The 12295-nt window shown below is 71.3% G+C and carries 9 protein-coding genes; 5 read left to right on the forward strand and 4 right to left on the reverse strand.

Translation table 11 applies throughout. The annotated features are described in order from the left end of the window. Positions 1 to 143 precede the first annotated feature (143 nt). A complete protein-coding gene (locus ACBJ59_RS43185) occupies positions 144 to 4844 on the reverse strand; it encodes a DEAD/DEAH box helicase (protein ID WP_375115947.1) in 4701 nt (1566 codons plus the stop codon). A 117-nt stretch (positions 4845 to 4961) separates the two neighbouring features. On the opposite strand from ACBJ59_RS43185, the gene ACBJ59_RS43190 reads away from it, so the two are divergent. Continuing rightward, positions 4962 to 5450 (forward strand): VOC family protein, encoded by a 489-nt coding sequence (locus tag ACBJ59_RS43190; protein ID WP_375115892.1) that lies wholly within the window; start codon positions 4962 to 4964, stop codon positions 5448 to 5450. 1 nt (position 5451) lies between these two features. On the opposite strand, the gene ACBJ59_RS43195 is transcribed toward ACBJ59_RS43190, so the two are convergent. After that, the gene (locus tag ACBJ59_RS43195) at positions 5452 to 5646 is read right to left on the reverse strand and encodes a hypothetical protein (RefSeq protein WP_375115893.1); all 195 of its coding nucleotides are present in this window, start codon (positions 5644 to 5646) and stop codon (positions 5452 to 5454) included. A 43-nt stretch (positions 5647 to 5689) separates the two neighbouring features. Between ACBJ59_RS43195 and ACBJ59_RS43200 the strand changes: the two genes are divergently transcribed. After that, positions 5690 to 5884: a DUF3046 domain-containing protein gene (locus tag ACBJ59_RS43200; RefSeq protein WP_364128329.1), complete on the forward strand. Its 195-nt coding sequence runs from the start codon at positions 5690 to 5692 to the stop codon at positions 5882 to 5884. Positions 5885 to 5903: 19 nt separating this feature from the next. Here the strand turns inward: ACBJ59_RS43200 and ACBJ59_RS43205 are convergent, their stop codons facing one another. Then, positions 5904 to 6182: a hypothetical protein gene (locus ACBJ59_RS43205; protein WP_375115894.1), complete on the reverse strand. Its 279-nt coding sequence runs from the start codon at positions 6180 to 6182 to the stop codon at positions 5904 to 5906. A 73-nt stretch (positions 6183 to 6255) separates the two neighbouring features. After that, positions 6256 to 6450: a hypothetical protein gene (locus ACBJ59_RS43210; protein ID WP_375115895.1), complete on the reverse strand. Its 195-nt coding sequence runs from the start codon at positions 6448 to 6450 to the stop codon at positions 6256 to 6258. Between the two features lie 548 nt (positions 6451 to 6998). On the opposite strand from ACBJ59_RS43210, the gene recA reads away from it, so the two are divergent. From recA to rny, 3 genes are all read left to right on the forward strand, one after another. Continuing rightward, the gene (gene recA, locus ACBJ59_RS43215) at positions 6999 to 8105 is read left to right on the forward strand and encodes a recombinase RecA (RefSeq protein WP_375115896.1); all 1107 of its coding nucleotides are present in this window, start codon (positions 6999 to 7001) and stop codon (positions 8103 to 8105) included. Between the two features lie 11 nt (positions 8106 to 8116). After that, a complete protein-coding gene (recX, locus tag ACBJ59_RS43220) occupies positions 8117 to 9850 on the forward strand; it encodes a recombination regulator RecX (protein ID WP_375115897.1) in 1734 nt (577 codons plus the stop codon). Between the two features lie 822 nt (positions 9851 to 10672). Continuing rightward, positions 10673 to 12289: a ribonuclease Y gene (gene rny / locus ACBJ59_RS43225; protein WP_375115898.1), complete on the forward strand. Its 1617-nt coding sequence runs from the start codon at positions 10673 to 10675 to the stop codon at positions 12287 to 12289. Positions 12290 to 12295 lie beyond the last annotated feature (6 nt).

Genomic DNA, 12295 nt, shown 5'->3' on the forward strand with positions numbered 1-12295 from the left:
AATCAGGCATCGGCATGCTCAGGTCCGAGATGTCACGCCTTCAAGGCGAATACGCGCCGGTCCGCGGCCTCGGCGGCAGCTGCCTCAGCCTGCGCAACCGCGGCACCGGGCGGCGCCCACCCCGCTGGGCGCCGCCCCTTCGCTCAGGCCCGCAGCCGCAGCCCGCGTGGCGTCGGATGGAAGCCGGCCGCCTCCAGAGCCGCGGCCAGCGGGGAGTCCACGATGGAGGCGCCGTCGGCCCGCTCCACCGTCAGCTTTCCCAGCGCCCCGTCGCGTACGGCCAGGGCCAGCGCGTCCACCGCCGGCTGCAACCGCTCGTCGTCGGAGAACGACAGCAGCGTCTTGCCGCCCCGTTCCACGTACAGCACCAGATGCCCGTCCACGAGCACCACCAGCGACCCGGCCTTCCGGCCCGGCTTGTGCCCGACGTCGTCGGGGCGCTGCGGCCAGGGCAGGGCGGCGCCGTACGGGCTGGCCGGGTCGGCCGCGGCCAGCACCACGGCCCGCCGCCCGCCACCCGCCTGGGGTGTCCCGGGGGCGGGCTGGGAGGTCGGTGCGATGCCCGGCGCCATGGCCCGCATCCGGTCCACCGCCCCCGGCAGCGCGAACTGCGCGCCCCCGAGCCCCTCGACGAAGTAGCCCCGGCGGCACCGTCCGCCCTCCTCGTAGGCCCGCAGGACCTGATAAATCGGCGTAAATCCCCCCGGCAGCCGTTCCGACGTCACCGCGCCCCGCGTCACCACCCCGTGCCGCTCCAGCAGGACCTCGGCCTGCGCGTTGGCCCGCTGCGTCGCGTCGGCGGCCGGCGAGGGCAGCAACCACCACCGGCCCGCCACGGTGGGCGGGCCGCTCCGGCTCGGCAGCACGGCCCGGCGCCGCCGCGTCGTGGCCGGCCGGTGGGCGGGCCGCCCGGTGCCGAGCGTCGCCCGCAGCGGCGCGAGGGTGTCACCGGACACCCGCCCCGCCCACACCAGATCCCACAGCGCGGACACCAGCGAGGCGTCGTCCAGCGACCCGAGCTGATCGGAGATCCCCCGGAAGAACAGCGCCCCGCCCCCGCCGAGCAGCTCCAGCACGCGATCGTGCACCGGCGTCATCGTGATCTCGGCGGGCACGGGCATCAGCAGTGGCGCGGTGTCGGCGAAGTAGAGCGACACCCACCCGTCGCCGCCGGGCAGCGACCCCTGCCCCACCCACATCACGTCACCCGACGAGGTCAGCTCGTCGAGCAGCGAGGGGTGGTAGCCGGGCACCCGCGAGGGCAGCACCAGCGTCTCCAGCGCCGAGGCGGGCACGGCGGCCCCCTGGAGCTGCTCGAGCGAGCGGACCAGCGCGTCCATCGCCCGGGCCGCCCCGACGGGCCCCCGCGTGCCGGGGTCGCCCTGGGTGATGCCGTGCCAGGCGGGCAGGAACAGCGCCAGCGTCTCCGGCGCGACCGGCTCGACCTCCTTGCGCAACCTGGCCAGCGACCTGCGGCGGAGCATCCGCAGCACGCCGGCGTCGCACCACTCCTCGCCCCGCCCGCCGGGCCGGAACTCGCCGTTGACCACCCTGCCGGTCGCCGCCAGCCGGCGCAGCGCGTCGGTCACCACGGCCACGCCGAGCCCGAACCTCGCGGCCGCCGTGCCGGCGTGGAACGGCCCCCGCGTACGCGCGTGCCGCGCCACCAGGTCGGCCAGCGGATCCGCCACCGGCTCCAGGAACGCGTGCGGCACCCCCACCGGCAGCGGCGCGCCCAGCGCGTCACGCATGCGCGCCGCGTCCTCGATGGCCGCCCACTGCTCCTCGCCCGCGATGCGGATCCGGATCGCTCGCCGGGCCCGCTCCAGCTCCGCCAGCCAGCCGGGGTCGCCGCCGCGCACGCTCACGTCGGGCGCCAGCAGCGGCCCGTGCGAGCGCAGCAGGTCGGCGAGGTCCTCCAGGTCACGCAGCGGGCGGTCGAGCCGGGCCAGCTCGCGCTCGCTGTCGGAGATCACGTCGGGGTCGAGCAGCTCGCGCAGGTCGGCCTGGCCCAGCAGCTCGGCCAGCAGCGTGGTGTCCAGCGCCAGGGCCTGCGCCCGGCGCTCGGCCAGCGGGGCGTCGCCCTCGTACATGAAGGCGCCCACGTAGTGGAACAGCAGCGAGGCCGCGAACGGCGAGGCCTGCGACGTCTCCACCTCCACCAGCCGCACCCTGCGCGCGGCGAGGTCGCGCATGAGCTGCACCAGCCCTGGGACGTCGAAGACGTCCTGCAGGCACTCGCGCATCGTCTCCAGCACGATCGGGAACGAGGCGTACTGCGAGGCCACGCCCAGCAGGTGGGCGGCCCGCTGCCGCTGCTGCCACAGCGGGCTGCGCCGGCCTGGCGTGCGGCGCGGCAGCAGCAGAGCCCGGCCCGCGCACTCCCTGAACCGGGAGGCGAACATGGCCGACCCGCCCAGCTCCTCCGTGACGATCTGCTCGATCTCCTCGGCGTCGAAGGCCGCCACGTCGGTGGGCGGCTCGGCCAGCGTGTCGGGGATGCGCAGCACGATGCCGTCGTCGGAATGGACGGCCTGCACGTCGATGCCGTAGCGCTCGCGCAGCCGCCGGTTGATCGCCAGCGCCCACGGGGCGTGCACCCGCGCGCCGTAGGGGGAGTGGATCACCACCCGCCAGTCGCCCAGCTCGTCGTGGAAGCGCTCGACCAGCAGCGTGCGGTCGTCGGGGACGTAACCGGTGGCCTCGCGCTGCTCCTTGAGATAGGCCAGCAGGTTGCCCGCGGCGAACTCGTCCAGCCCCGCCGCCCGCATCCGCTCCGTCGAGTCCTGCTTGGCCTGCTCGCGCAGGAACTGCCCGATCGCCCGGCCCAGCTCGGCCGGCCGCCCCGGCGCGTCGCCGTGCCAGAACGGCAGCTTGCCCGGCTGCCCCGGCGCCGGGGACACCAGCACCCGGTCGGCGGTGATGTCCTCGATCCGCCAGGAGGTCGCGCCCAGCACGAACACGTCGCCCACGCGCGACTCGTAGACCATCTCCTCGTCCAGCTCACCCACCCTGGAGGCCCGCTCGCCCACCAGGAACACGCCGAACAGGCCCCGGTCGGGGATCGTGCCGCCGTTGGTCACCGCCAGCCGCTGCGCGCCGGGCCGGCCCTGGAGGACGCCCGTGACGCGGTCCCACACGATGCGCGGCCGCAGCTCGGCGAACTCCTCGCTCGGGTAGCGGCCGGCCAGCATGTCGAGCGTGGCCTCCAGCGCGCTCCTCGGCAGCGTGGCGTAGGGGGCGGCCCGCTTCACCACGGTCTCCAGCTCGTCGACCGTCCACTCGTCGAGCGCGGTCATCGCCACGATCTGCTGGGCCAGCACGTCGAGCGGGTTGCGCGGATAGCGCAGCTCCTCGATCAGGCCGCTCTTCATCCGCTCGGCCACCACGGTCGTCTGCACCAGGTCACCCCGGTATTTGGGGAAGATGACGCCCCTGGACACCGCCCCCACCTGGTGGCCCGCCCGGCCGATGCGCTGCAGCCCGCTGGCCACGCTCGGCGGCGCCTCGACGCACGCGACCAGGTCGACCGCGCCCATGTCGATGCCCAGCTCCAGGCTGGAGGTGGCGACCACGGCCGGCAGGCGGCCCGACTTGAGGGCCTCCTCGATCTGCGCCCGCTCCTCCTTGGAGACCGAGCCGTGGTGAGCGCGTACGATCTCCGTCACGACGCCCTTGCTCGCCCCGGCCTGCGCCATCATCTCGGCCGGCATCCGCTTGGCCGGTGCCCACCTGGGCGGCCCAGGGTTCCCTCCCGGCCGCGCCGACCCGCTCGCGGCGCCGTCTCGCGGCGGCCAACCCCCTGCGTCGTCCGGGAGCGACCCGGGCCCTGCGTCCTCCCGCAGAGGCCCGCCCTCCGCGCCCTCCGCGCCCTCCGCGTCCTCCGCGCCCTTCGAGTCCTCCAACGGCGGGCCCGTCTCCCAGATCGACAGGTCTACGGCCTCCAGGCCCTGGTCGCGGCCGTAGGCGAGCTCGTTGAGACGGGTGCACAGCCGCTCGGCCAGCCGCCGCGAGTTCGCGAACACGATGGTGGAGCTGTGCGCCTCGATCAGGTCGAACAGCCGCTCCTCGACGTGCGGCCAGATCGACCGGTTGGCGGGCTCGGGGGCGAACTCGTCACCGCCGGCCTGCGGCCGGCCCTCCGTCTCCGTCATGTCCTCGACGGGGACGACGACCTCGACCTCGATCCGCTTGTCCGACGGCGGCTGCACGACGGTGGCCGGCCGCGCCCCGCCCAGGAACACCGCCACCTCGCTCACCGGCCGCACGGTCGCCGACAGACCCACCCGCTGCGCCGGCCGGTCGAGCAGCGCATCGAGCCGCTCCAGGCTGAGGGCCAGGTGGGCGCCGCGCTTGGTGCCCGCGACCGCGTGCACCTCGTCCACGATCACCGTCTCCACGCCCCGCAGCGCCTCCCGCGCCTGGCTCGTGAGCAGCAGGAACAGCGACTCCGGCGTGGTGATCAAAATGTCGGACGGCCGGGCCGCGAACCGCCTGCGGTCCTCGGCCGGGGTGTCGCCCGAGCGGATCGCCACCGAGATCTCCGGCACCGGCAGCCCGAGCCGCCGCGCCGTCTGCTTCATCCCCGCCAGCGGCGCGCGAAGGTTGCGCTCGACGTCCACGGCCAGGGCCTTGAGCGGCGACACGTACAGGACCCTCGTCCCCGTGCGCTCCTCGCCGGAGGCGGCGAGCCGGTCGAGGGACCACAGGAAGGCCGCCAGCGTCTTGCCCGACCCGGTGGGCGCGACGACCAGGGTGTTGTCGCCACGCGAGATCGACTCCCACGCCCCCTCCTGGGCGGCCGTGGGAGATTGGAAGGCTCCATCGAACCATTGCCTGGTCATCTGGCTGAACTGGTCTAGCGAGCTCACCAGCACATACTGCCTCGCGCCACCGACAGAAAACGCATTTGGCCCGGTGGCAGGTGATTGAGGGGCGGCCCTGGCGGACATACAGCGACCGTGACCATCGATTACGCGGCCATCGAAGCCCGCCGTTCTGACCTGCGACAGCGCTACGTGTTACCGCACCGGCCCTCCAGCAGCGCGCGCGGCCTGCACCACATGGCCCTGCTGTCGTCCGACGTGGAACGGACCATCAAGTTCTACCAGGAACTCCTGGAGTTCCCGCTGACGGAGATCATCGAGAACCGCGACTACAAGGGCTCGAACCACTTCTTCTTCGACATCGGCAACGGCAACCTGCTGGCGTTCTTCGACTTCCCGGGGCTCGACCTGGAGCCGTACCAGGAAGTGCTCGGCGGGCTGCACCACGTCGCGATCTCCGTCGATCCCGCGACGTGGGAGCGGTTGCGCGGGAAGCTGGAGATGGCCGGCGTGCCGCACCAGATAGAGAGCGGCGCCTCCATTTACTTCAAGGACCCCGACGGCGCCCGGCTGGAGCTGCTCGCCGACCATCTCGGTGAGATGTACGGCGCGCGGGTGATGTGAACTAGCGTCGCGACGCCCTCCGCGTACGCGGCTTGCCCGCACGTGGTGCCTGCCTGATGTTCGCGTGCCGTTCGGCGCGCTCGGCCTTCTCCTTCTGCACGGTGAGCCGCATCGCCAGTAACAAGCGGCGGCGCTTGGCCCTGTTGGCCTTCGTCTTGGCTGTCTTCGGGGGTGAAGACTTGGGGGTCTTTGGCATGCGGGTGTCCTACCCACTCCCGGTGCGATTCCATACTTGAGTCATGCGCCTGACCGAGTTCTGGAGACGGATGAACGCTCACTTCGGTGAGACGTACGCCGAGTCGTGGGCCCGCGACTACGTGATAGCCCCTCTCGGGGGTCGCACCGTCGTGCAGGCGCTGGCCGACGGGGAGAGCGTCAAGACGGTGTGGCGCGCGGTCTGCCAGGTGGAGGACGTCCCGTCCAAGCTGCGCTGACTCCTCGTCCGCCGGCTCGTCAGCCCTCCGGCTCGGCCGGGGCGAGCGTCTGGCGGAGGGCCGCGCCCGTGCGCTGCAGGTCGTCGGCCGAGCCCTGCCCGCCCGGCGACCACAGGAACTGCCATCCGCGGTTCGAGGGGGTGGCGAAGACGATCGTCTGGTTACCGGTACGCGGGTGCCACACCCACAACACCGGATCCTCGCCTCCCACCATCCGGCTGACCAGGCCGTGGGCGGGCAGCAACTCGGCGAGCGCCTCGAGATGGACGCGCCGTTCCCCGGTGTAGCCGCTCGCCACGTGCCGCCTCCAACCGTCGCCCTGTGCAGTGAGTCTCCCCAGCTCACGGCGCATGACAACACGTCGGCGGGCATCATCGCGCGGGCGGCTCCACGAGGATGCGTACGCGCTCGAAGTCGAACGTGTGCGCGTACGGGTCGAAGAACTCGTGCGTGGGCAGACCGCAGACGCGGAACCCGAATTCGTGCTCGATCCACTCGGGAGCCCCGGCAGCCCCGGCACCTGAAACCGGATCCCAGCGGTCACCTCCCCGGCCGTCGAGGAACACCAGTGGGAGGCAACGCGAGCGCAACGGGCTCGCCCCGCTGGAGGAGGCGGAGAAGGCGTTCGCGGAGCGGCACATCCAGGGTCCCGCCGACGAGGAGGCGGGCTCATCAAGGGCGCCGTCAACTTCGCGGCAGAGAGCACCTGCCGCTGATGGCCATGCACCGCCTCGGCCGCGAGGCCCAGGCTTGCAGACCGCCTGGCATTGCCTGGCCCTGATCCCTTGGTTGCACTCCGGGCGCGACGCCGACGAGCCGATGGCGGACCCGAACGGGTACGCGCGTGTTCCCCCGACCTATTGCCCTGCCCTACGCCCGCTTGCCTTACGCCCGCTTGCCCTGCGCCTCCACCTGTTCTGCGCCTGCTCGGAGCCTCCAAGACGGGTGATTGACGGGAGACGGGTGTTCGGGCGTGTTCCTGCTGTGATCGAACAGCCGTTCGGCTACGATGGACAACGCCGGGCCACGTCTTCCCCGACTACGGCAGAAAATGTCGGTGGCAGGCCGTAGCTTTCACTCGACTGATCGGACCACGACCCTCCAGGGGAGTTCCATGGCTATCAACGACCGCGAGAAGGCCCTCGAGACCGCACTCGCTCAGATCGAGCGGCAGTTCGGCAAGGGCTCCGTCATGAGACTGGGCGATGACGCCCGGGCTCCCATCGAGGTGGTCCCCACGGGGTCAATCTCCCTTGACGTGGCCCTCGGCATCGGCGGCCTGCCGCGCGGGCGCATCGTGGAGATCTACGGCCCGGAGTCCTCGGGCAAGACCACGGTCGCCCTGCACGCGGTGGCCAACGCCCAGCGGGCCGGCGGCATCGCGGCGTTCATCGACGCCGAGCACGCCCTCGACCCCGAATACGCCAAGAAGCTGGGGGTCGACACCGACGCCCTGCTGGTCTCCCAGCCCGACACCGGTGAGCAGGCGCTCGAGATCGCCGACATGCTGATCAGGTCCGGCGCCGTCGACATCATCGTCATCGACTCGGTGGCGGCCCTGGTGCCCAAGGCCGAGATCGAGGGCGAGATGGGCGACAGCCACGTCGGCCTCCAGGCCCGCCTCATGTCCCAGGCCCTGCGCAAGATCGCCGGCGCCCTCAGCAGCACCGGCACCACCGCCATCTTCATCAACCAGCTCCGCGAGAAGATCGGCGTCATGTTCGGCAGCCCCGAGACGACGACCGGCGGTAAGGCGCTGAAGTTCTACGCCTCGGTCCGCATGGACATCCGCCGCATCGAGACCCTCAAGGACGGCACGGAGGCCGTCGGCAACCGCACCAGGGTCAAGGTCGTCAAGAACAAGATGGCCCCGCCCTTCCGCGTCGCCGACTTCGACATCCTTTACGGGGTGGGCATCTCCCGCGAGGGCGGCCTCATCGACATGGGTGTGGAGCACGGCTTCGTCCGCAAGTCCGGCGCCTGGTACACCTACGAGGGCGACCAGCTCGGCCAGGGCAAGGAAAACGCCCGCAACTTCCTGAAGACTCACCCCGACATGGCCAACGAGATCGAGAAGAAGATCAAGGACAAGCTGGGCGTGGGCCCGCGCCTCGACGCTCCCGCCGAAGCAGCAGCAGCTGCGGCCGCCGCCGCTCCGGCCCCGGCCGCCGCTCCCTCGGGCCGCGGCTCGAAGTCCACCCCCAAGCCGGGTGACGTCTGATCGATCATCGCATGAGCAGCACGGACCGGCCGCAAGCGCCCCCTCCACCGGACCGGGGCGCCTGGCCCGACCACACGTCTCCCCGGAAAGGCGACCTGGCCCGCTCGGCCACGGACGGCTGGCCGTCGGTGGACGAGTGGCGCGAGCAACGCGACCGCCAACGGCGTGCCGAGGAGACCTCCTCCGCCGCCGCCGCAGACCTTCCCGAGGAGACAACCTCCTCTGCCACCACGGACGCTCCTGAGGAGGCGGCCTTTGTTGCCGCCACGGATCCTTCCGAGGAAGTGTCCTCCGCCATCCCCACCGGCCCTTCCCCCTTGGGAGAGCCGGAGAGGCCCCATGACCCCGCCGGCGACTCACCCGGTGCCACCCCGGCCCACCGGCCTTCTGGCGACTCACCTGGCGACCTGGGCGGCGGCGAGCGCCAGGGTGGCAAGGACGGCCTGGGCATTCAGGACAGTCTGAGCGACCGGGACAACCCGAGTGGCCGGGGCAGCCTGGGGGGCCGGAACAACCTGGGCGACCAGGACAGTCTGAGGAGCAAGAACAACCTGGGTGGTCAAGGTGATCCGGTCGGTCGGGTTGGCCCGGTTGGTCCGGTTGGTCAGATTCGTTCGGACGCCGGGGAGGGGCCGGGCGATGAGAGCGGGGCGGGGAGCCAGGACGACCGGAGTGGTCGTACGGAGACCTCGCCCAAGGCACGGGCCGCGGATGAATGGCACTCCGAGGTGCTGGCTGGGAGCAGTTGGTTCGGGCGCGAGCAGAGTGACGCAGGAACGGGACAGCCGGGAAAGGGGCGCCGATCCGGGGGATCCGGCAACCGGGCCGGGCGTTCCGGTGGGAAGTCCCGGCGTTCCGACCGAGGCTCTTCGCCGTTCGGCACGGGTCCCGAGGAGTTCGGCGCGGGTCCCGGGGGGTTCGGTGAGGGCCCTGGGGGGTTCGGAGCGGGTTCAGCGCCGGGGGGATTCGGTGCGGGTCCCGAGGAGTTCGGTGAAGGCGCCGGGGAGTTCAGGGCGGGCCCGGGGGAGTTCAGGGCGGGCCCGGGGGAGTTCAGTACGGGCTCAGGGCGGTTTGGTGACGGTCCTGGGGGGTTCGGAGCGGGCTCTGGGGAATTTGGTGAGGATTCTGGGCAGGGCGGTGGCAAATCCTCCGGACGGTTCGGGGGGAGGGGCCGGAAGGGTGGTCGGAAGCGGGGGTGGTCGTCCGACGGGCCCGATGCCGAGAGTGCGGCCGGTTCGGGGGCTCAGGTCGATCCGGAGTCGGTGGCCCGGGCGATCTGCCTGCGCCTGCTCACCATGGCGCCCAAGACGCGTGCCCAGCTCGCTGAGGCCCTGCGCAAGCGGGACGTGCCGGAGGAGGCTGCCGAGGCGGTGCTCAGCCGGTTCTCCGAGCTGGGGCTGATCAACGACGAGGCGTTCGCGGCGGCCTGGGTCGATTCCCGGCACCACGGCCGCGGGCTGGCCAAGCGCGCTCTGGCGGCCGAGCTTCGCCACCGGGGTGTGGACGGTGACACGGTCAAGGAGGCCGTGGAGCGGCTGGATCCCGACCAGGAGGCGGAGACGGCCCGGCGGCTGGTGGAGCGCAAGCTCGCCGCCACCCGGTCCCTGGATCCTCAGACCCGTACCCGGAGGTTGGCGGGCATGCTCGCACGCAAGGGCTACCCCTCGGGGCTGGCCTTCCGTGTCATCCGAGAAGCCCTCGAGCAGGAGGGCATCGAGATGGAAGAGCCCTATCCCCAGGGCTAGGGCTAGGGCTAGGGCTGGGGATGCCTTCCGGGCAGCGCCGTTCTTCCAGCTGGCCTCTCCCAGTTGGTGTCCCCGGCCAGCACTGCCCTCCTGGTCAGGACTGCCTTCTGGCTAGGTCTGCCTCTTGAGCGGGGCTGTTCCTAGCCAGTACTGCCTCTTGGCTTGATCCGCTCCCAACCGGCGGCACCGCTCCCAACAGGCGGCACCCCTTCCAACCGGCACTGTTCCCAGCCAGCACCTCTTCCAGGTAAGCACTGCGCTTCTGGCCAGCACCGCTTTTGGCCAGCGCTGCTCCTGGCCGGTGTTGGTCCTGATCAGGGTGGTCTCCTGGTTGGGGTTGGTCCTGGGTGGGAGGGCTTGTGGTCAGGATTTCCCCGGTTGAGGTGGGTTCGTGGTCGTATGCCTGGATGGGTGGTTCATGGCGGTGGCCAGCGCCTGAGGCTCGTTTGATGTCTGCGGTGGGCTATGTGGGCGACGTCGGCCTTTTTGGATCAAACGGTGCATTATCCTCCCGGAGGGGAGGCCGTAAGACACGCTTGATGACGCGTTTGCTTGCTCGTGACCTGTTCGACGCATAACCTCGACGGCAGTGAGGAGTTACTCCGCGCAGCGCGGATTGCCATACCGGTGAACGACGGACGAACGAGCTTGGTTGATCGAGGCAGGCGAGGTGTCGGCTTTGGCAGTCGACGCCCGGTCAGCCTTGGCTTGACCTCGATCCCGAAGATGACGCCGACCGGGCTCTCCGTGGCGCGCCTGTGACCCCTCCTGTTCTGTGGCCGCGTTATGAGTTCTTGACGACGCGAGGAGGGCGGGGCACGCATGGGGCCGCTGGTCGTGGTGCTGATGGTGGCGGTGCTCGTGCTCGCGTTCGGGATGATCGTGGCGCTCCTCGTCGTCATACGGCGCACCTCGGGCGGCCTGCCCCGGGCTGCCAAGCCGAGCCCCGAGCAGGTGCAGGCCGTGCACGAGGAGCTCGAACAGGCTCGTGAGGAGGCCCAGGAGATCCGCCACAAGGCGGAGACCGACGCCGAGGAGATCCTGCGCAGGTCCGAGGCGGCCGCCGAGAGCGCCACGCAGATGCGGCGGGAGGTCGAAGAGGAGAGCCGCATCCTCAAGACCGAGCTCAAGGAGCTGCGGGCCGATCTGGAGCGCCGGGAGGCCCGGCTGGCCGAGCGGGAGCAGCGGCTGGACGACGAGGCCAGGCGGCAGTCGGAGCGGGACAGGAAGCTGGCCGAGACCGAGGTCGAGCTGGCCGACCGCCGCGAGGAGCTGCTCCAGGTCGAGGAGGAGCGGCGGGTCATCCTGGAACGGGTGGCCGGGCTCACGGGCGAGCAGGCCAAGAACGAGCTGGTCAAGGAGATCGAGAACCAGGCCAAGCGCGAGGCCGCGCTGATCATCAGGGAGATCGAGGGGGAGGCCCGCAAGGAGGGCGAGAAGCGGGCCACGAAGATCGTGACGCTGGCCGTGCAGCGGGTGGCGGCGGAGCAGACGGCCGAGTCGGTCGTCAGCGTGCTGCACCTGCCCGGCGACGAGATGAAGGGCCGGATCATCGGGCGCGAAGGGCGCAACATCCGCGCGTTCGAGTCCACGACCGGGGTGAACCTCATCATCGACGACACGCCGGAGGCGGTGCTGCTGTCGTGCTTCGACCCGGTCAGGCGGGAGACGGCGCGGCTGACGCTGGAGAAGCTGGTGCTCGACGGCCGCATCCATCCGCAGCGCATCGAGGAGGCCCACGACCGCAGCCGCCAGGAGGTGCAGGACCTGTGCGCGCGGGCCGGCGAGGACGCCCTCGTCGAGCTGGGCATCACCGACATGCATCCCGAGCTGACGCTGCTGCTCGGACAGCTGCGCTACCGCACCTCGTACGGGCAGAACGTGCTCAAGCACCTCATCGAGTCCGCGCACATCGCCGGGATCATGGCCGCCGAGCTGAAGATGAACCAGACGCTGATGAAGCGGTGCGCCCTGCTCCACGACATCGGCAAGGCGCTCACGCACGAGGTCGAGGGCAGCCACGCGCTGATCGGGGCGGAGATCGCCCGCAGGTACGGCGAGGAGGAAGACGTGGTGCACGCCATCGAGGCGCACCACAACGAGGTCGAGGTCCGCACCGTCGAGGCGGTCCTCACCCAGGCGGCCGACGCGATCAGCGGCAGCCGTCCCGGAGCCCGGCGGGAGTCCCTGGAGGCGTACGTCAAGCGGCTGGAGCGGCTGGAGGAGATCGCGCAGTCGTACGAGGGCGTGGAGAAGGTGTTCGCCATGCAGGCTGGGCGGGAGATCCGGGTCATGGTCAAGCCCGACGCTATCGACGACATCCAGGCCCAGGTGATCGCCCGGGACGTGGCCAAGCAGGTGGAGGAGGAGCTCACGTACCCGGGGCAGATCCGCATCACCGTGGTCCGGGAGTCGCGCGCCACGGAGTTCGCCCGCTGAGCCGGG

Source organism: Nonomuraea sp. MTCD27, assembly GCF_041950495.1.
Classification (GTDB): Bacteria; Actinomycetota; Actinomycetes; order Streptosporangiales; family Streptosporangiaceae; genus Nonomuraea.

Coding starts and splice junctions, on each gene's coding strand:
- recX (WP_375115897.1), top strand. CDS start 8,117: ATGAGCAGCACGGACCGGCCGCAAGCGCCCCCTCCACCGGACCGGGGC.
- recA (WP_375115896.1), top strand. CDS start 6,999: ATGGCTATCAACGACCGCGAGAAGGCCCTCGAGACCGCACTCGCTCAG.
- ACBJ59_RS43185 (WP_375115947.1), bottom strand. CDS start 4,844: ATGACCAGGCAATGGTTCGATGGAGCCTTCCAATCTCCCACGGCCGCC.
- ACBJ59_RS43195 (WP_375115893.1), bottom strand. CDS start 5,646: ATGCCAAAGACCCCCAAGTCTTCACCCCCGAAGACAGCCAAGACGAAG.
- ACBJ59_RS43200 (WP_364128329.1), top strand. CDS start 5,690: ATGCGCCTGACCGAGTTCTGGAGACGGATGAACGCTCACTTCGGTGAG.
- rny (WP_375115898.1), top strand. CDS start 10,673: ATGGGGCCGCTGGTCGTGGTGCTGATGGTGGCGGTGCTCGTGCTCGCG.